Origin of the sequence: Bradyrhizobium sp. NBAIM08, from assembly GCF_020193935.1 — a bacterium.
Lineage (GTDB): Bacteria > Pseudomonadota > Alphaproteobacteria > Rhizobiales > Xanthobacteraceae > Bradyrhizobium > Bradyrhizobium yuanmingense.
The window spans coordinates 63856-82438 of the sequence record NZ_JADYVR010000009.1 but is presented as its reverse complement, the minus strand read 5'-3'; the positions used below and the strand labels follow the sequence as shown (position 1 = coordinate 82438).

The window sequence follows — 18583 nt, the reverse complement described above, 5'->3', positions numbered from 1 at the left end:
GTCAGCGGCCCTCGCGCGACAGGCGCGGATTGAGCGCATCGTTGAGGCCTTCGCCGATCAGGTTCAGCCCGAGCACCGAGATCAGGATGGCGATGCCGGGAAACACGGTGATCCACCAGGCCTGCCGGATCACGGTGCGGCCGGCGCCGACCATGTAGCCCCAGGAGATCAGATTGGGATCGCCGAGGCCGAGGAAGGACAGCGAGGATTCAAGCAGGATCGCGGTGGCCACCATCAACGAGGCCAGCACGATCACGGGCGACAACGCGTTGGGCAGGATCTCGCGCAGGATGATCCAGCTGTTGCTCTGGCCGGTGACGACGGCGGCCTGGACATATTCGCGCGTGCGCAGCGACAGCACCTCGCCGCGAACGAGGCGAGCGACCGGCGGCCAGCTCACCACCGCGATCGAGGCGACGATCGAATAGATCGAGGGCTGCAGGATGGCGACCAGCACGATCGCGAGCGCGAAGCTCGGAATGGTCTGGAAGAACTCGGTGAAGCGCATCAGGGCGTCGTCGACCTTGCCGCCGAAATAACCGGCCATGGCACCGATCGGCACGCCCACGATCAGCGCCGCCAGCGTGGAGACGAGACCGACCAGCAGCGAGACGCGGGCGCCGAAAATCATGCCGGCGAAGATGTCGCGGCCGAGCGCGTCGGTGCCGAGCGGCACGGCCCCGAGCGTGAACGGCGGCAGGAACGGCCGCTGCACCATGCGCCAGGGCGAGTTCGGGAACAGCATCGGTCCGAACACCGCGACAGAGATTGCAACCAGGAGGATGACGAGCCCGATGACGCCGCTCGGGCTCTTCAGCATCGATTTCCAGAACTGTTTCATGCGGCGTATTCGATCCGCGGATCGACCAGGCGATAGACGAGGTCGGTGATGAGGTTGAAGGTGAGGACCATGGCGGAGCAGATCACGAACACGCCGAGCAGCAGATTGTAATCCCGCTGCAGCAGTGCGTCGTACATCAGCCGCCCGATGCCGGGCCAGGCGAATACGGTCTCGGTGATGACGGCGCCGCCGATCAGCGTGCCGGAATGCACGCCGGCGAGCGTCACCACCGGCAGCAGCGCGTTGCGCAGCACGTGGCGGCGCTGGATCACGGCGTCGGAGAGCCCCTTGGCGCGCGCCGTCTTGACGAAGTCGAGGCGTTTCACCTCCAGCATCGAGGCGCGCGTCATGCGGGTGTAGGTCGCCATGAAGAACAGTCCCAGCGTCATCGCCGGCATGATCAGGTGCTTTGCGACGTCGAACGCGTGGGCAAGGCCGGTGAGATTGGCGCCGACCGTCTCGTAACCGAAGCTCGGCAGCCAATCCATCGTGACCGAGAACAGGAGGATGCCCATCAGCGCCACCCAGAAGATCGGCATGGCGTAGAAGATCAGAGCGAACACGGTGATGGCGGTGTCGAGGAAGGTTCCGGCAAAGCGCGCGGCGAAGGTGCCGAACAGGATGCCGAGCGTGAGCGAGATCGCGAAGGCGGTCAGCGTCAACAACAGCGTCGCCGGCAGCCGCTCGCCGATCAGTTTTGCGACCGGAGCCTGCTGGCGGAAGGAAAAGCCGAGGTCGAGGCTGACGACGCCCTTGACGTAGATGAAGAGCTGCTCGGGCAGCGGCTTGTCGAGCCCGAACTTCTCCCGGAGCTGCTTGACGAAGACCTGATCGCTGGCCCCGGCCTCGCCCGCCATCACGATCGCGGGATCGCCGGGCGCCAGGCGGATCAGGAAGAAATTGAGAACGACGATCGCGAGCAGGACGATCACGCCCTTCAGGACGCGCTGAGCAACGAAGGAGAGCATCTAGTGAGTCATATTGGTGATGTGACCTGGCGCCACGGAGACGGAGTGACTCCCTCGCCCCGCTTGCGGGGAGAGGGTTGGGGTGAGGGGGACTTCCCGCGAGCGTATCAGCAGTTGGACTCGTGGAGACTCCCCCTCACCCGAATGTGCGCTATGCGCACATTCGACCTCTCCCCGCAGGGGAGAGAGGTAAGAGGCTTCACTTGTCGAGCCATGCGTCCTTGAAGCCGTCATTGACCCCGATCCCCGTGGTGATCAGGTTCTTGACCTTGCAGCGCATGATGGTCGGAAATTGCAGCTCGAGCATCCAGGCCACCGGCACGTCCTCGACCAGGATCTTCTGCGCCTTCTCGTAGATCTCCTTGCGCTTGGAATCCGGCGTTGCAACCGCGCCCTCGGCGAACAGCTTGTCGATATCCGGGTTGGAGTAACCCTCGACGTTGTTGAACATCTGGCCCTTGGCGATGTTGCTGGAGATGTAGTTGCGTCCCACTCCGAGCGCGGGGTCGCCGTACTGGTAGAGATAGGTAAAGGCGATGTCGTAATCCCACTCGGCGATCTTCTGGTTGCCGCCGGCGACGTCGGTGGCGATCGTCTCGATGGTCATGCCGACGTCCTGGAGGTTCTGCTTGACGGCTTCGCCCCAGCGCTGCCAGGTCTCGCCATAGGCGAGCGGCAGCAGGCGGATCTTTTCGCCCTTGTAGCCGGCTTCCTTCAGCAGTGCCTTGGCCTTGGCCGGATCGTAGGGGTATTTCTTCACGTCATCGGTATAGAACTTGATGGTCGAGGCCGACGGGCCGGTGGCGACCTTGCCGAGCCCGTTCCAGATCACGTCCTTGGCGAAGTCGCGGTCGACCGCATACATGATCGCCTGCCGCACCCGCTTGTCGGCGAGCGGACCCTGGCGGTTGTTCAGCCACAGCCAGGCCAGCGGCGAGAAGAATTCCCAGCCGGCGCCGGTGACGCAGGTGTCCTTCAGCTTGGACAGCCGCGGCACGTCGAAATTCTCGACCGAGCCGCCGGGCAGCACGTCGACCTTGCCGGTCTCGTAAGCCACCGAGCGCGCGGCGGCGTCCGGGATGATCTGCCAGTAGATCTCGTCGAGATGGGGCTTGCCCTTTTCGTGGTAGTTCGGATTCTTGACCAGGCGGATGAACGAGCCCTTCTGCCATTCCTTGAACATGAATGGGCCGGTGCCGATGGGTGCGTTGTTGTAGGGGTTGGTCTTCCAGTCGGTGCCTGCATAGAGATGCTTCGGCACCATCGGCATCGAGCCGACCTCGAAGATGCCGAGGAACGGGCCGAACGGCTGCTTCAGCGTGAAGACCACCGTATGATCGTCCGGCGTCTCGACCTTGTCGACCTGCGCCAAATTGGTGCGGGCGCGCGCATGGGTCTGCTTCAGCATCTCGATCGAGAACAGCACGTCGGCGGCGGTGAAGGGCTTGCCGTCGTGCCAGGTCACGCCCTTCTTCAGCTTGAAGATGTAGGTCTTCGCGTCCTCGCTGACGCTCCAGCTCTCGGCGAGCTCCGGCAGGGGATCGAGCTTGGGGCTGTAGCGCAAGAGGCCTTCGAAGATGTTGCCCGAGACCATCTGGGTCGGGCCGTTCTGGACCTGCGCAAGCATCAGGCCGGGCGGCTCGGGCTGAATCACGGCATTGATCACACCCCCCGTCTTCGGCTCTTGCGCCAGCGCAGGGGCCGCAAGGCCGCAAGCCAGGAGGAGACCAAGCAACACTCGTTTTGGCATGTCGTAATCTTTCTCAAGCGAGACCAGCCGGAAACGCTTCGCACGCGCCCTCGCGCGCAAAGCGACGGTCGGTCCATCCCAGTCCCCATCCGCCATCGAGGCTCACACAGTCCCGTTCAGCGCGGCAAGATGAAAGTCGCGACAGTGCTCGCACAAAAAATGTACAGCTCGTCCTGTTTCTCCGCCTGTGCGACGGCACGGTAGATCGGCCAGCTCCGAGGGATCAGGCGGCCTTCAGAAGTGATGAGAGCATGCCGGGGCAGTGCACAAGTCCGCGCCTGCGACCAAAAGCATCAGCCCGTCATTTTGCGCCGAGCGCCCGCCGCAATTCGTCGAGCGCCTCTGCAAGCTGCTCGCGGTGCGCGATGTCGTCCTTGGGAAGCGCGGCGACGCTGCCGGCGAGCTCCCGCAGGATGCCGGCCAGCAGGCCGAAGTTGACGTGCAGATGCACCGATTTGCGTTCATCGGCCGCACCAGGATGTTGCAGCACCAGCGCAATGCCGCTGCCGTCGAGCTTCGCCTCGAAGCGGGACGAATGCTCGAAGGTGCCGACATAGAATTTGTCGGGATATTCGAGTGCGACCTCTGCCTTGTCGGGAACCGGCTTGGACATGCGAACCTCATCTATGCCCGCGCATTCTGGCCGGGAATGAGCCGGCCCGCCTTGCGCCAGGTCAGAGGCGGTCGACGCCAAATTTGATCCGGATCAAAGCCGGCCCGCCGCTTTTGCGATCGAATGGCAAGTAGCGGGACGCGGCTGCGCATCCCGTTTGCTTGAGCCGTGAGACGATGGATGGACATTCAGGCCACGACTATCCCTGCGGATGACGACGGCGGACCCGATATCGCCGGTCTTGAGCCGTCGCCGGATGCGGGCGTGCAGCACTGCCTGCAATTGCTCGGGAATGCCGGCTTGCGCCCGACACGCCAGCGCGTGGCGCTGGGCCGACTGCTGTTCCTGGGCGGCCATCGTCACGTCACCGCAGAAAGTCTCTACGCAGAAGCGATGGCTGCGAACGCATACCTGTCGCTCGCCACCGTCTACAACACGCTGAACCAGTTCACCGAAGCGGGCCTCTTGCGCCGGATCGCGGCCGACGGCATCAAGTCGTTCTTCGACACCGACACGTCCCTGCATCCGCACTTCTATCTCGAAGGCGAGGACGTGCTGGTCGACGTGGCCGAGGGCCTCGCCTTCACCAAGATGCCCGAGGCGCTTCCCGGCCACGAGATCGCGCGGCTCGATGTCGTCGTCCATTTACGCCGGAAGCGAACTTAGCGCTTGCCCTGCAGGGAGGGTAAGACGCCTCACTGCAAGCCTGCGCGGCGGAATCCCTCCAGATAGTGTTCGCGATCTCGCTCACTGGCCCACGGCAGCTGCGTCGCGATCCAGTGCAGCGAGATGCCCGGCTGGGTGCGGCGGAGCTCTCCGAGTGCCATTTCCGCAAGCGTGCCATCGCCGGTCATGCCGGCGGAGACGGCGAGCACGCGGTATGCGCCGGTAAGATCGCCGCGGTGGCGGATCGCCTCGCGCGCCAGCGCGATGGCCTCGCCATAGTGCCGTTCGGTGAAGCGCGCATAGGCGGCGATACCGTGATAGATCGCCAATGACGGATCGCGCGGCGACAGCCGGATCGCCTTTTGCGCGGCCTCGAACGAGTCGTTCGAGCGTCCGGCATAGGACAGTGCCAGCGCGTAATAGCCCTGCGCCAGTGAGAAGTTCGGATTGAGCGCGAGCGCCTGCTCGAACTCGGACAGCGCGTCTGGGAGCCTGCGGGTCGAGAAGCAGACGCTGCCGAGCGCGGCATGTGCCCAGGCGTCCTCATGGTCGCAGCGCACCGCTTTGAGCGCGGCGGCTTCCGCGGACGGCGCAACCGCGGCCAGCTCGGTCCAGCCGAGATGCACGCCGAACATGTCGTTCACGGCCAGCACCGACAACGCCTGGCCGTAATCCGGATCGATCGCGATCGCGCGCGCGAGCAGCGCCTTCGCGGCCGCATGGTCCTGCCGGGTCACGCGCCAATAATGCGACAGCGCGCGCATCAACAGGTCCCAGGCGTCGAGGCTCGCCGGCGGCTTACGACGGCTGCGGAAATTCTCGGCGGCGTGGATCTGCGGCTCGATCGCGGCGGCGATCGCGTTGGTGATCTCGTCCTGCACGGCGAAGACGTCGACGAGCTCGCGGTCATAGCGCTCGGCCCAGAGATGACCGCCCGACACGGCGTCGTTGAGCTGCGCGGTGATGCGCACCCTTTTGTCCGTCTTGCGCACGCTGCCTTCGACGATGTAGCGGACGCCGAGCTCCTCGGCGATCTGCCTGATATGGACCGCGCGTCCCTTGTAAGTGAAGGAGGAGTTACGGGCGATCACCATGAACCAGCGCTGCTTCGACAGCGCGGTGAGGATGTCCTCGCTGATCCCGTCGCCGAAATAGTCCTGCTCGGGATCCCCGCTCTTGTTCTCGAAGGCGAGCACCGCGACCGCCGGGCGGTCCGCCATGCGCGGGGGAGCGAGCCTGGCTTCGGTCCGCGCGGGCGATGCCGCCACCTCTTCCCGGACCTCGCCGACGAACCGAAAGCCCTTGCGCGGAATGGTCTTGATCAGGCGCTGGCTCGCGCCGTCGTCGCCGAGCGCCTTGCGCGCGGCGTTGATCCGGCTGTTGAGGGCGGAATCCGAGACGATGCGGTCGTTCCAGACCTGGCTGATCAGGTCATCCTTACTGACCACACGCGCCCGTTGCGTGACCAGATAAAGCAGCAGATCGAACACCTGCGGCTGCAACGGGACGGGTTTTCCGTCGCAAGTGAGCTCCCGGAGGTCGCCGTCCAGCACGTTGTTTTCAAAGCGAAATCGCACGTTCTCGTCGTCTCAAGCAAAAATCAAAGTCGTCTCAGGCGAAAATCAATCGTCCGCGAAAGCCGCGGGACGTCCGATCCGGCATGGTGCGAAGACCAAACCGTGTCGATGCCTCGGCACAACGGAGTGTTTCATGACCCAAATTGATCATCAGGTTCATTCTCTCGGCCCGGAGGTTACGGGCTCTCGTATTTTCAGGTTCATCGCCTTTCTGTACGGAATTGCGGCATATCTCGTGTTTTTCGTCACCATTCTCTACGCGATCGGCTTCGTCATGGGGGTGATGGTGCCCAAGACCATCGATACCGGTGCCGAAGCGCCCGTCGTTCGCGCGGTCGTCATCAATCTGCTGCTGATGTCGCTGTTCGCGGTTCAACACAGCGTGATGGCGCGCCAACAATTCAAGGCATGGTGGACGCAGTTCGTCCCCAAGCCGGTCGAGCGAAGCACGTATGTGCTGTTCGCGAGCCTGTCATTGCTCCTGCTGTTCTGGCAGTGGCGTCCGCTACCCGCGGTCATATGGGAGGTCGAGAACCCCGATCTTGCCGTGACACTGGTCACATTGTCCTTCGCTGGCTGGGTGCTGGTGTTCACCTCGACCTTCATCATCAACCATTTCGAACTGTTCGGCCTGCATCAGGTGACGAATCATCTCGTCGGCAAGGAAATGCAGCCGCCGCGTTTCAAGACGCCGCTGCTCTACAAATTCGTCCGCCATCCGATCTATCTCGGTTTCATCATCGCGTTCTGGGCGGCGCCAGTCATGACCGCGGGTCATCTCTTGTTCGCGGCCGTGACCACGCTCTACATCTTCGTCGGCATCGCGCTGGAGGAGAGCGATCTCGTCGATCTCTTCGGCGACGAGTACCGGCAGTACAAGCAACGCGTCTCCATGCTTATTCCCTGGCGCCGGTCGGTATAGTCTAGGTCAAGCCCCGCGCATCCAATCGAAACGGCGCGCGGGGCGCCGACGCGCGATAACGATCCATCAGAAAAAGGGAGACGTCCAAATGAAACATGTCGGAAACTGCTTCTGCGGCGCGGTCACGGTCGAGGTCACGGGCGCGCCGGAGGCGATGGGCTATTGCCATTGCCGCTCCTGCCGCTCGTGGTCGGGCGGTCCGGTCAACGCTTTCAGCCTTTGGAAGCCGGAAGCCGTGCGCATCATCGAAGGCGCTCAGAATGTCGAGACCTTCGTCAAGACGCCGCTCAGCCAGCGCAAATATTGCAGGAAGTGCGGTGGCCATCTCATGACCAACCATCCGCCGCTCGGTCTGGTCGACGTTTTCGCCGCCACCATCCCCACCCTCGCGTTCACGCCCAGCGTCCACGTCAACTATGCCGAGACCGTGCTGCCGATGCGCGATGGCCTGCCCAAGCTGAAGGATTTTCCCGCCGAGTTCGGCGGAAGCGGCGAAATGATGCAGGAATAGCGGCGCGCCTTTGGCATTTTTTCGAGAGGGCGGCAGAGCGCTGCCCTCTCTGGCTTCTTCCAAGAGAGAAGGATGAACGACTAGCCTCCGCGCGATTCGACCACCTTGCGGCAGGAATCGGACAGCTTCGACTTGTTCTCGCGCAGGCAGGCATTCATCTGCGACGGCTTGCCGATATGCTCGGCGCAGAATTTGCTGGCGTCGCCGCGGCAGGCCATTTGCTCCTGCACAGATGGACCGGACTGTGCGGCAGCAGGCAGGGCGGCAGCTGCGAGCAGCAGCGCGGCAAGAACCGAAATCTTCATAGAGCACCTCTTTGGAATTCTCGTTGGTCCCGACCGGGATCAATCGGGCCGGACCATTCCGCAAAGGCCGGGCGCCGGTCCATGCCATGTTCATGGCAGCGGCCAGTCCTCCCGCCCGCGGTACCCCCATCTTCATGGCATGTATCCGCGCGCCGACTTTTGTCATTCAGGCTGCACCTCGGCTGCGAGACCCGGTGATTGCGTCGGGACGCCGAACGGAACCAGGAGAGCAAGATGTCGAAGAGAGCTGGAGCGCTGGGCGCAGGGCTGACGGTCATGGCGCTGGCGGGCGCGGCGATGGTGTCGCTGGGCACGAGCCCGGCGCAGGCCGTGGTCTATTGCAAGACCGTCGGCGTGCCGAAGGGCTGCGTGGTGCGGCCGACTGGCGCCGTGGTGGTGGGAGCGCCGGTCGCGCGGGCTGCCGTCGCGACCCCCGGTGTCGGCGCGCCCGGTGTCGGTGTGCGTGCCGGCACGCCGATGAATCGCGGCGGCCCGGTCAATCGCGTCGGCGTGCGCTGATATTTCCGCTTCATTGAATTGATGCATCGCTTCGGGCCAAGGGGCCTGCGGACGAACCCCCCGTCCTCCGCAGGCAATTTTACCCGGCCCGTCCCCTCTCTCCGTGCGCCCCACACGTTCGGGGAGGGGGCCCTTTCAGCCCGCGGCCATGTCGCTGTCGGGAAAACGTTGCGGCAATTTCAGCCGCACGCGCGTGCCGGAGGAATCAGACGTCAGGTCGAGCACCGCGCCGCAGCGGGCGGCGCGGCTTTTCATGTTGCGCAAGCCGCGCGCGGTCTGGCCGGCCCCCGCGGCCTCGCCATTGCCGGCCAGCGCAAAGCCGCCTCCGTCGTCAGTCACGCTGATCACGCCGTACGGCCCCTGGCCCGCGTCGAACGTGTCGATGGTCACCGCGATGCGGCGGGCCTGCGCGTGCTTGACCGCATTGGTCACGGCTTCGTCGAGGATGCGCACGATCTGGACGACGTGCCATGGCCTGAGCTCGGGATGCAGCGGCAGGCCCTGCGGCGTCGCCACGCGCCAGTCGAGCGTGATGTCGTGCGGCCGCAATTGGGCCGTGGCGCGCTCGCGCCAGGAGCCGAGCGCCAGCATCAGGTCGCCGCCGATGTCGTCCATGGAATCGATCACGAGACGGAGATCCTTCAGCGCCGCGCGGGCGGCGTCCGTGATGCTCGCGCCCGTGCTGCCGCGTTCGGACAGCGCGACGATGCTCACCAGCTGGCCGCCAAGGCCGTCGTGCAGGTCTCGCATCAGGCGCGTGCGCTCGTTGGCGAGCGCCGCCGCGCGGGCGCGCTCCTCCTCGCGGGCAAAGCTCGCCTTTAGCCGCTCCTCGGCCTCCCGCACCCGCGTCACCAACTGGCCGGCAAAGCTGTCGACCTGGTTCAAGGCGCGGGCAAAGCGCCAGGTCAGCCCGGCGCCGATCGCGACCAGCATCGCCGAATAGGACAGCCGCGAGACGAAGATGCGATCGTTGCTCACGATATCGAGCACCGTGAGCATGTCCTGGACCCAGCAAACCAGCACGATGGTCACCGCGCAGCCGATCGTGAAGCTCGCCGCGTCCTGCCGTCGCACCACCGCGGTTGCGGTGACGCAGGCCATCAGGAACAGGCAGAGCCCGACGGTGGGAATGCCGAGCACCAGGAACAGGATGCGCGGCAGCGGTGGGCCTCCGATCAGCCCGACCACGAACACGAGGACGCCGGGCACGAACAGCAGCGTGCCGTAGCGCGGCCAGCGCCAGCCGAAGAACAGCACGCCGAACACGACGATCAGCGCGCTCTCAATCGGTGCGGAGGCCAGCAGCACCGCGGCCAGGTGCGATACCGTAGCCGGCGGCACCGGCGGCGGCGCGAATGCCTGCACCACGCCGAGCACCATCGCCGTCGCCAGTACGCCATAGACCGGCTCGTGACGCCGCATCAGCCACATGATGGCGAGGATGACGGCAAGGATCGCCTGCCAGGCGGAAAACACCACAGGCAGCGTGACGAACAGCAGCGTGCGTGTCTCATAGGCCGGGCGCAAGGCGGCATCCGGCCCGACATAGACGGTGTCGAGGAAGCCCTTGAGCGGGCCCCATACGAACAGCCGCACCGTGATCTCGTTTCCGCCCTCGCGCAGCAGCGACGCGGGGATGGCGGCGATCTGCGGCGTGTTGCGGTCGGGCCGGTTGGCGTTGGTGTCGCGTCGGGAGTCGAGCACGACGACGCCGTTGACGGCGACCTCCACCGCGTTGCTGAAGCGCGGCAGGAACACCGACCAGCCCGAGGCCGCATCGCCGCTCCGGAACGTGAAGGTGCCGGCGTAGATCGGCGGGTCGGCCAGCGAATAGCGCGACGAGGTGAAATGCGGCAGCGTCACCGGGCGCGTCAGACCGTCCTCCCGCGCCGAGAAATCGTCCACCGCGTAGTCGTCGGGATCGCTCGGCTGCAGCAACCGAATCCCCAGGATCGTGACGATCACGATCAGCGCCTGAAGCAGCACATAGGGCACGAGGCGCGAGGCGATTAGCCGGCGCCGCGGGCGTGTCGGTGCCTTCGTAGGTGCTTTGGCCGCGATCTCGCTCACAGCTTGATCAGGCCCTGCTGCACCGCCTCGAACACCGCCTCGCTGCGCGTATGCACCTCGAGCTTGCGATAGATGTTCTTGATATGCCCAGGCACGGTCTGCTTGGACAGGCCGAGATGGCTCGCGATCTCGGCATAGCTGAAGCCTTTGGCGATGCCCCACAGGATGTCGATCTCGCGCGGGGTGAGCCTTGCCGTGTTGAGCGCGGGGCCGGGCGGCGGCTCCGCCGAATTCTGCGCGGCACCTTGCGTCCTGCGCACGATGAAGCGGGCGATCGAGGCCGAGATCGGCGAATGTCCCGCGACCAGATCGCGTACAGTGGTGGCGATGTCGGTGGGGAAGGCGTCCTTGAGCAGGTAGCCGGTGGCGCCGACCGTGATCGCGGAGATCACGCTTTCCTCGTCGCCCAGCGCGGAAATCACCATGATTTCGGTGTCGGGGAAGCGCTGCCGCATCTCGCGGATCAGCTCGACGCCGTGGCCGTCGGGCAGTCGCAGGTCGGTCAGCAGCACGCGCGGCGCGCCGGCGGCGAGGGCTTGCCGCGCCTCTGCGAGCGTACCGGCGCTGCGCACCTCGTAACCGGCCTTGACCAGCGCATCCTGGAGCCGCCAGCAGGTCGGCGCATCGTCCTCGACGAGGAGGATGGTGATGGCTTCACCCGTCTCGCCTTGTTCGGTCATGATCATGGTCCCGCGATCCGCGTGTCCCCCGCGGCGCGAGGCAAGTCTAACCGCAGCCCGAAGGCCGTGACACCCATAATCATGGGGGCGGGAAAGTCACGGGACTGCCATGTGCCGACCCAACGTTGCCGCGCGACGGAGTGCCGCCGCCAATCCAGCTTACGAAAGATCAACCCGCGGCGGCGGATATCGCCGCGCCAGGACCGATAGCGACAGCGGCCGTTCGTCTTCCGGCAGCTCCAGATAGGCCAGCACGAGCGGCCGCTTCCAATCGCCGACGCCGAAATCCATCGCCGTCCATTTCTGCGGCTCGGGCCCTTCGAGCCCCCGGACCCAGACGAAATAGCGGGGAAGGTCGTCCGTGTCCGTCGTGCGTCTCCTGGCCATCGAAGCGGTCCGCTGCATCAGATCGTTGCCGCACGATATAGGGAATATCTGGGGGAAGTCGAACGCCCGGGGCGATCGGGGAAGCTTGCCGCCCGCGCCGGTGCCGGTTGGCGACAAAAGCGCTGTCATTTGCCCGTTAAGGTTCGATCCGTTCGAGAAATGATCGCGTCAGCGCGACAACCTCATCAAGGTTGGTTTCGAGCAGCCAATGGCCGCCATCCAGGAGATGCAGTTCGGCATCCGGCAGGTCGCGGAGATAGGCCCGCCCTGACTCCTCAGGCATGTAATGGTCCTGCGGCCCCCACAGGATCAATGTTGGCGGCTTGTGCTGCCGAAGATATCGGCGGTGCTCGGGAAACCATTGGCGGTTCGCCTTGAGGCCAAACAGAACGTCTGCGGCGGCGTCTTTCCGCCGCTCGGTCATCAGCGACCAGTGCAATCGCCAAAGGTCCGGCGCGATCAGTCCAGCCATGTCCGCACGCACATCATTCAGGAACTCGTCCCGGAAATTCTCTTCAGTGATAGCTTCCCTCATCGCCGCACGCATCTCCTGATCGGGCAGTGACCAGGACTTCTCGATGTCAGCGTATGCCGGGCCAAGCGCATCTTCGTAAGGTATGTCGCCGTTTTGAATGATCTGGGCCACCACCCTCTCAGGCCGCATGATCGCCAGCCTCGCTCCGATCGGTGAGCCAAAATCATGAAGGTAGATCACGAAGCGTTCGATCTTCAGCTGCTTCACGAACTGGTCGAGCCACGCGGCATAGCCGTCGAAGCTGTAGTCGAAGTCATCAGGTGTCCCGCTATAGCCGAACCCGGGATAGTCGGGAGCAATCAGCCGCCAATTATCGGCCAGTCGCGGCATCAGATTGCGGAATTCGTAGGATGAACAGGGATAGCCGTGCGGCAGCAGAACGACGGGCGCGCGTTCAGGACCGGCTTCTCGGTAGAAGGTATCCACGGATCCGATCCGGACCCTGCAATGTCTGACGCGTGTGTCCATGTCTTGCTTCCTTTGTAGATAAAGCAACTTCGGGGGCGGGGTTCCCAGCATCTGCTTCGTGGTGGGTAGAACCGCAGGCGGCTCTGCGGAACAACGACCGGAAGCTCACCGTTACGAAGCAACATCGGAACGGGAGGTCGTTGTGATCCACCATGTCTCGGTCGGTACGAACGATGTTCAGCGTGCGAAGCGCTTCTACGATGCCGTCTTGCCCATCGTCGGGATCACGCCGATGGCCGAGGACGAGGGTGGACTGGGCTACGGAAGCGGGACGTTTCACTTCAGCGTTCAAGTTCCGATCGATGGAAAGCCCGCGACCGTGGGTAACGGCAGCCACATCGCCTTTGCCGTCGAGAACCGCGCGATGGTCGATCGCTTCTACGCTGCCGCATTGAAGCATGGTGGCAGCGACGCTGGCGCTCCCGGGCTGCGGCCGAGTTACGACCTCAACTATTATGGGGCGTTTGTCCGCGATCCAGACGGTCACAAGATCGAGGCCGTGACCTACTCGGCACAATAGTCGCGAGCGAGCGGGAAGGCGCCATGCCGACCATGCCCTATGCAATTATCGAAGCTCCTTCGACGCTCGGCCTTGCGACCGACGGCGTGGAGCGCTTGCCCGAACAGCTGCTGAAGCTTGGACTTGCGGAGCGCATCGGCGCACGCCGCGCCGGGCGGCTGGTGGTGCCTTCGAAAGATCCGGCGCCGGATCCCGAGACCGGCATCTTGAACGCCGGCGCAATAGCGGCGTGGTCGCCCCAGCTCGCCGACGCGGTGGAAGCGGTGCTTGTCGCGGGCGAGTTTCCGCTGGTGCTGGGCGGCGATTGCACGATCTTGCTGGGCTCGATGCTCGCGCTTCGACGGCGCGGCCGCTATGGCCTGTTGTTCATCGACGGCCACGCCGATTTTTTCCAGCCCGAGGCGGAGCCCAATGGTGAGGGCGCCTCGATGGACCTTGCCTTCGTTTCCGGCTACGGCCCGTCCCTCCTGGCCGACATCGAAGGTCACGGTCCTCTGGTCCGCCCTGAAGACATTGTGGCGTTTGGATATCGCGATCACCAGGATCAGGCGGAATATGGAAGCCAGCCGCTTCCCGAAGAGCTCAAGGTGCTTGATCTTCCGGCTGTGCGGGCGCGGGGCATCGAGGCCGCTGCACGCGAAGCCGTCGATTACCTGATGCGAGCCGAGCTGGACGGCTTCTTCATCCATCTCGACGCCGATTGTCTCGACGATGCCATCATGCCGGCTGTCGATTTTCGCGTGCCGGGTGGGTTGTCGTGGGACGAGTTATCGACCGTGCTCCGGGTTGGCTTGGCGAGTGGCAAGGCGGTCGGCCTGGAGATCACCATTTACAATCCGGGCCTGGATGAAGACGGCAGCGCCGGGCGTGGCCTGGCCGATGTGCTCGCAGCAACGCTCGGGTCGTAGCTCGAGTTTGCTGAACCAGTCCGACTTCGCCAAGAGGTTTCGCCGGACACGCTTCGCCCTTCGAGCCCCCGCCTGGCCGCGCCACGCAAAGCCCGAAGGGCGAAGCGTGGTGCCCCTGGCCGGAATCGAACCAGCACTCCTTGCGGAACTCGATTTTGAGTCGAGCGCGTCTACCAGTTCCGCCACAGGGGCCCTCGGTCGGCCCCATAGGCGGCGTCGCGAAGCCGGCGGACTATAGCCATGGACGGGACGGGGTCAACCCGCGCCAAAGTGATCCCGGCCGTTCTCGACAGCCGCATGGGCCGGGGCTAGAGGCTTAGGACGCGCGAGAAGATGCGAAAGAGGCTGCCGTGACCACCCCGAGTGCCGCCATACCTGCGTTCAAGCCGGGCGCCACGAGCCCCGCGCTGACCGCCGCGGCCTTGGTCACGCTGATCGGCGCAGCCACGATTGCGGGCGCCTGGTTCTTCCAGCTCGTCCTGGAGATCCTGCCCTGCCCATTGTGCCTGGAGCAGCGCTACGCCTATTACCTTGCGATACCGCTCGGTGTGCTGACGGCGCTGGCGGCGCGAAGCGGCGCGCCGCGGCCGCTGCTGCTGGCTGGGCTGGCGATCCTCACCCTGGCCACGCTCGCCAATGCCGGCCTGGGCGCCTACCATTCCGGGGTCGAATGGGGGTTCTGGAAGGGGCCGACCGATTGCTCCGGTCCGGTCGTCAACCTCGGCAGCGCCGCCGATCTCTTGTCGAAGCTCGACACCGTGAAGGTGGTGCGCTGCGACGAGGTGCAATGGCGCTTCCTCGGCCTGTCGCTCGCCGGCTACAACGTGCTGATCTCCCTCGTGATGGCCGCGATCGCCGCGTGGGGATTCGTGCGGACCGCGAAGCGCTAAAGCATGATCCGGAAAAGTGTGTAGCGGTTTTCCGAAAAGATCATGCTCAAACAAAACCTAAAGCGCGATGACGATTCATCCTAATTGCATGGCGCTTTAGCTCAATCATCCACGTCGTCCTGCGTGCGCCCGAACAGGTGCACGATGCCCGGCGTTGCGATCGTCACGAAGACGAAACGCGACAGGTGGTGGGCGCCGACGAAGATCGGGTCGATGTGCAGCGTCAAGGCCAGCGCCAGCATCGCGTCCATCGCGCCCGGCGCGAAGGCGACGACGACGTCGGAGAATTTCACCGGGGTGGTCAGCGCCACGATGCCAACGAAGATGGCGGAGACGGCGATGGCCACGGCAAACGAGCCCAGCGCAGCGCGGAGGTGGCCGGCGAGCGTCTTGATCCGCATCCGCGCGAAACGGCTGCCGATCAGTGCGCCGATCCCGATCAGCGCAACGCCACGCACCCAGTCCGGCAGGCCGCCCTCGACCCATCCGGCACCATGCAGCACGCTGGAAGCGATCATCGCGCCGAACATCCAGCTCGCGGGAAACCTGATCAGCCGCAACACGAGCGCTGCGGCCAGCGACGCGGCGGCTAGCTCGAGCAGGTCGAGCGGCGAGGCGATGGTCGTTGTCAACGACGGTGCAGCGGAGGGCGTGACGCCTGCAATCGCCAGCACCATCGGCAGCGCGGCGGTCAGGATCATGACGCGCATGGTCTGCACCACCGCAATGCCCGGCAGGTCGGCGCCGCGCTCGACCGCCAGGATCGTGATCTGCGACAGCGCGCCGGGACTGCCGGCCAGGAAAGCGGAGGTGCGGTCCCAGCCATGCATGCGCTGGAGGTAATAGCTCGACCCGAACGTGGAGCAGAACGTGGCGAGCGCAAGCAGGCCGATGGTGACGGGGTAGGCGCTGACCTGCTGAAGCAAATGGCGCGAGACGACCGAGCCCAGCGAGATGCCGAGCAGCACCAGCACGGTCTGGGTCAAAATCGGCGGCAAGGTCAGCTGGCGGCCGGCGATCGCGGCGATCCCGACCGCGATCATCGAGCCGGAGATCAGCCCGCCGGGAAGGCCGGCGAGCAGAAACACAAGGCCGCCGGCGGTGCCGATGACGAGCGTCTCCACCGTGCTCAGGATCGTGGCACGGCTCGGCCATTCGAACGACAGGGAGGCGGTGATGTGCTTCACGCCACCTTATCGCAAATCAGCGCGAGGCGCACAATTGCAGGCTCATCATGCCGCAATGCGCGAGGCCTTCCGCGGAGGCTCGGAAGGAATCGTGACGGGCTTATTTCTTGTCGGCTGCGGGAGCGGCGACTGCGCTGCCGGCCTTCGCCTCCTTTTTGCATTCGCGACGGAATTTCTTGCGCTCCTTCCCCTTCAATCCCTTGGCGTCCGCCTGCCTGGAGCATTCCAGCGATTCCGCCGATCGCTCCTTCGTTGCCTTCTTGTCGTCGACGGTGGCGGCAGTGTCGGTCTTGGCGGCCGGCGCGGCGGTCTGCGCGAAAGCGGTGCCGGTGACGAGCAGGGAGGCGAGAGCAACGGCGGCGAGGCGGGACGTGAAGGTCATGTGGTGCACTCTGCTTGCGAGAATTGCGAAGGGCTGGAACGTTGGCTCGCGTTGCTGAACGCGACATGAATGAAGTCGAGCGGCAGGATCACTATATTTTGCCGGCGCAACTCATCGCATCCTTGTCGCAAGCGGCTAACACGCTAGGATAGCAATCCGCAATTCACTTCCGTCGGGGAAGATCAAGCAGGAGACCCAGGGATGACCATTCAGACGAAATTGTTGTATGCGATCGCAGCGTCCGGTGTCGCGGCATTGCTGACCAGCGCGCCGGCACAGGCACTGACAGCGCAGGAGTGCAGCGCGAAGTACCAGGCCGCCAAGAAGGACGGCTCGCTCGGCACCATGAAGTGGAATGACTTCCGCAAGGCCCAATGCGGTGCCGATGCGACGCCCGCCGCTGCGCCGACAGGGGCTGCGCCCACAGCTCCCGCGGAGCCGAAGCAGGCCAAGAAGGAAGAGGCACCCGCCGCCGCGCCGGCCCTGCCGGCCGGTCCTGCGGTCTACCCAAACGCGGTCGATCCGAAATATGCCAAGGAGACGCCCGGCAAGGCGCGCCTGCACACCTGCGTCGACCAGTACAATGCCAACAAGACCACCAACGGCAACGGCGGCTTGAAATGGATTCAAAAAGGCGGCGGCTATTACAGCGAATGCACCAAGAAGCTGAAGGGCGCCGCCTGAGCTTCGCATTGCTGCGAAGGCCGGAGCGACGCTCCGGCCGATTCGCCTGAAGTGTCGCGCATGATCTTGTCAGAACACCTGCGCTCACCCGGCCCTTGGGGTCCGGATCATGCTCGGTCGAGCAGCTTCTCGGCAGATTTCGCCACGAGCTGCGACCGCTTGCGCGGACCGCTCTCGACGAACAACAGGCTCTGGCCGAAGATGAAGCAGTAGAACAGAAAGGCCTGCGCGTCGGCCTCCTCGGCCGCAAGGCCGGTTGCGCGATAGAGGTCGCCGACGTGCCTGAGCCGCGCCGCGTCGACGCTCGCCACCGCCGCCGCGGCGTTGTCCTCCGATCGGGCCCATTGCCGGATCGCGAGCTCGATCGCCATCCCTTCTGGATTGAGCCGCTCGGAATAAAGCTGGATCACCGCCTTCAGCCGCTCGCGGGGCGCTTGTCCGTCGAGGCTCGTCTGCTGCGCGATCGCGGCGATGCGGCCCTTGCGCCAGGCTTCGAGCATGGCCTCGAGCAGTGCGGCGCGGTCGGCGAAGCGCCGGTAGAAGCCGCCCTTGGTGACGCCGAGATTCTTGGCGAGCACCTCGACCCGCACGCCCTCCACCCCCGCGCGGCCGAGCTCGGCAAACCCAGCCTCGACCCAGACGTCGCCCTTGCCGTCGCTCATGAAGAAAGCCTCACCCGGTCTTGATACGGTGCCGTATTGCTAACGTGACACGGGTTTGATACGCTACCGTATCAACGAGCAAGGACGAAATTGCGGGAGGAAATGCGATGGAGCAGGAGGCGACCTATCGCGGCACGGTCTATCCGTGGCAATGCGACCATGTCGGGCACATGAACATCATGTGGTATGTCGGCAAGTTCGACGAGGCCAATTGGAATCTGTTCGCTCGTCTCGGCCTGACGCCGAGCTATTTGCGCATCTCCGGCCGCGGCATGGCCGCGGTGCAGCAGAACATCGCCTACAAGCGCGAGCTGCTCGCCGGCGACATCGTCGAGATCCGCAGCCATCTGCTCGAGATCAGGGACAAGTCGATCCGCTTCCGGCACGACATGACGAATGCGGAGACCGGCGAGCTCGCGGCGACGTGCGAGATCACCGGCGTGCACATGGACCGTCAGCTCCGCAAGTCCGCCCCGTTCGCCGATTGCATTCGCGAAGCTGCCTTGAAGCATCTTGCCGAACCAGCCGAGGTGTGAGC

Annotated in this window: 22 protein-coding genes and 1 tRNA gene; 9 read left to right on the top strand and 14 right to left on the bottom strand. The window is 64.7% G+C overall.

Annotated features, from left to right (window positions below):
• Position 1 precedes the first annotated feature (1 nt).
• From I6F37_RS27355 to I6F37_RS27340, 4 genes are all read right to left on the bottom strand, one after another.
• On the bottom strand, positions 2-841 hold the full coding sequence (locus I6F37_RS27355; protein ID WP_035996700.1) for an ABC transporter permease: 840 nt from the start codon (positions 839-841) through the stop codon (positions 2-4).
• The gene (locus I6F37_RS27350) at positions 838-1809 is read right to left on the bottom strand and encodes an ABC transporter permease (protein ID WP_035996702.1); all 972 of its coding nucleotides are present in this window, start codon (positions 1807-1809) and stop codon (positions 838-840) included. The genes I6F37_RS27355 and I6F37_RS27350 overlap by 4 nt, the downstream gene beginning before the upstream one ends.
• Positions 1810-2008: 199 nt before the next feature.
• The gene (locus tag I6F37_RS27345) at positions 2009-3559 is read right to left on the bottom strand and encodes an ABC transporter substrate-binding protein (RefSeq protein ID WP_035996790.1); all 1551 of its coding nucleotides are present in this window, start codon (positions 3557-3559) and stop codon (positions 2009-2011) included.
• Between the two features lie 301 nt (positions 3560-3860).
• The gene (locus tag I6F37_RS27340; RefSeq protein WP_035996705.1) at positions 3861-4172 is read right to left on the bottom strand and encodes a hypothetical protein; all 312 of its coding nucleotides are present in this window, start codon (positions 4170-4172) and stop codon (positions 3861-3863) included.
• A 180-nt stretch (positions 4173-4352) separates the two neighbouring features.
• Between I6F37_RS27340 and irr the strand changes: the two genes are divergently transcribed.
• Entirely contained in the window at positions 4353-4838 is a 486-nt protein-coding gene (gene irr, locus I6F37_RS27335; protein ID WP_035996708.1) for a Fur family transcriptional regulator Irr, read from the top strand.
• A gap of 29 nt (positions 4839-4867) precedes the next feature.
• On the opposite strand, the gene I6F37_RS27330 is transcribed toward irr, so the two are convergent.
• Positions 4868-6415 (bottom strand): winged helix-turn-helix domain-containing tetratricopeptide repeat protein, encoded by a 1548-nt coding sequence (locus I6F37_RS27330; RefSeq protein ID WP_035996710.1) that lies wholly within the window; start codon positions 6413-6415, stop codon positions 4868-4870.
• Positions 6416-6548: 133 nt separating this feature from the next.
• Between I6F37_RS27330 and mddA the strand changes: the two genes are divergently transcribed.
• Together mddA and I6F37_RS27320 are read left to right on the top strand one after the other, a co-directional pair.
• Positions 6549-7337 (top strand): methanethiol S-methyltransferase, encoded by a 789-nt coding sequence (mddA, locus tag I6F37_RS27325; RefSeq protein ID WP_035996713.1) that lies wholly within the window; start codon positions 6549-6551, stop codon positions 7335-7337.
• An 88-nt stretch (positions 7338-7425) separates the two neighbouring features.
• Positions 7426-7848 carry a GFA family protein gene (locus I6F37_RS27320; protein ID WP_035996716.1) on the top strand — a complete coding sequence of 141 codons (423 nt, stop codon included), beginning with the start codon at positions 7426-7428 and terminating at the stop codon, positions 7846-7848.
• Positions 7849-7928: 80 nt separating this feature from the next.
• On the opposite strand, the gene I6F37_RS27315 is transcribed toward I6F37_RS27320, so the two are convergent.
• Complete coding sequence (locus I6F37_RS27315) at positions 7929-8153, bottom strand: hypothetical protein (RefSeq protein WP_035996719.1); 225 nt, start codon at positions 8151-8153, stop codon at positions 7929-7931.
• Positions 8154-8387: 234 nt separating this feature from the next.
• On the opposite strand from I6F37_RS27315, the gene I6F37_RS27310 reads away from it, so the two are divergent.
• A complete protein-coding gene (locus I6F37_RS27310; protein ID WP_035996722.1) occupies positions 8388-8672 on the top strand; it encodes a hypothetical protein in 285 nt (94 codons plus the stop codon).
• A 135-nt stretch (positions 8673-8807) separates the two neighbouring features.
• On the opposite strand, the gene I6F37_RS27305 is transcribed toward I6F37_RS27310, so the two are convergent.
• The 4 genes from I6F37_RS27305 to I6F37_RS27290 form a co-directional block, all read right to left on the bottom strand.
• On the bottom strand, positions 8808-10742 hold the full coding sequence (locus I6F37_RS27305) for an ATP-binding protein (protein WP_225128538.1): 1935 nt from the start codon (positions 10740-10742) through the stop codon (positions 8808-8810).
• On the bottom strand, positions 10739-11422 hold the full coding sequence (locus I6F37_RS27300; protein WP_035996793.1) for a response regulator transcription factor: 684 nt from the start codon (positions 11420-11422) through the stop codon (positions 10739-10741). The genes I6F37_RS27305 and I6F37_RS27300 overlap by 4 nt, the downstream gene beginning before the upstream one ends.
• Before the next feature lie 159 nt (positions 11423-11581).
• Positions 11582-11809: a hypothetical protein gene (locus I6F37_RS27295; protein ID WP_036020661.1), complete on the bottom strand. Its 228-nt coding sequence runs from the start codon at positions 11807-11809 to the stop codon at positions 11582-11584.
• A gap of 136 nt (positions 11810-11945) precedes the next feature.
• Positions 11946-12812, bottom strand: a complete 867-nt coding sequence (locus tag I6F37_RS27290) for an alpha/beta fold hydrolase (RefSeq protein ID WP_225153206.1) — start codon at positions 12810-12812, stop codon at positions 11946-11948.
• A 142-nt stretch (positions 12813-12954) separates the two neighbouring features.
• Here I6F37_RS27290 and I6F37_RS27285 point away from each other — a divergent pair, with 142 nt between their 5' ends.
• Entirely contained in the window at positions 12955-13332 is a 378-nt protein-coding gene (locus I6F37_RS27285) for a VOC family protein (RefSeq protein ID WP_225140755.1), read from the top strand.
• A 23-nt stretch (positions 13333-13355) separates the two neighbouring features.
• The gene (locus I6F37_RS27280; RefSeq protein ID WP_057028400.1) at positions 13356-14240 is read left to right on the top strand and encodes an arginase family protein; all 885 of its coding nucleotides are present in this window, start codon (positions 13356-13358) and stop codon (positions 14238-14240) included.
• 107 nt (positions 14241-14347) lie between these two features.
• On the opposite strand, the gene I6F37_RS27275 is transcribed toward I6F37_RS27280, so the two are convergent.
• Positions 14348-14432: transfer RNA gene (locus I6F37_RS27275), tRNA-Leu, on the bottom strand.
• 158 nt (positions 14433-14590) lie between these two features.
• On the opposite strand from I6F37_RS27275, the gene I6F37_RS27270 reads away from it, so the two are divergent.
• On the top strand, positions 14591-15130 hold the full coding sequence (locus I6F37_RS27270) for a disulfide bond formation protein B (RefSeq protein WP_225153204.1): 540 nt from the start codon (positions 14591-14593) through the stop codon (positions 15128-15130).
• A 101-nt stretch (positions 15131-15231) separates the two neighbouring features.
• Here the strand turns inward: I6F37_RS27270 and I6F37_RS27265 are convergent, their stop codons facing one another.
• Both I6F37_RS27265 and I6F37_RS27260 read right to left on the bottom strand, forming a co-directional pair.
• Positions 15232-16317, bottom strand: coding sequence for an AbrB family transcriptional regulator (locus I6F37_RS27265; RefSeq protein WP_036020673.1), 1086 nt, complete (start codon positions 16315-16317; stop codon positions 15232-15234).
• Positions 16318-16417: 100 nt separating this feature from the next.
• A complete protein-coding gene (locus I6F37_RS27260) occupies positions 16418-16699 on the bottom strand; it encodes a PsiF family protein (protein WP_036020676.1) in 282 nt (93 codons plus the stop codon).
• Between the two features lie 201 nt (positions 16700-16900).
• On the opposite strand from I6F37_RS27260, the gene I6F37_RS27255 reads away from it, so the two are divergent.
• Complete coding sequence (locus tag I6F37_RS27255; protein WP_225147411.1) at positions 16901-17383, top strand: hypothetical protein; 483 nt, start codon at positions 16901-16903, stop codon at positions 17381-17383.
• Positions 17384-17490: 107 nt separating this feature from the next.
• On the opposite strand, the gene I6F37_RS27250 is transcribed toward I6F37_RS27255, so the two are convergent.
• Complete coding sequence (locus I6F37_RS27250; protein ID WP_225153202.1) at positions 17491-18045, bottom strand: TetR/AcrR family transcriptional regulator; 555 nt, start codon at positions 18043-18045, stop codon at positions 17491-17493.
• 107 nt (positions 18046-18152) lie between these two features.
• Here I6F37_RS27250 and I6F37_RS27245 point away from each other — a divergent pair, with 107 nt between their 5' ends.
• Positions 18153-18581, top strand: a complete 429-nt coding sequence (locus I6F37_RS27245; RefSeq protein WP_035996751.1) for a thioesterase family protein — start codon at positions 18153-18155, stop codon at positions 18579-18581.
• The last annotated feature ends 2 nt before the right edge of the window (positions 18582-18583 follow it).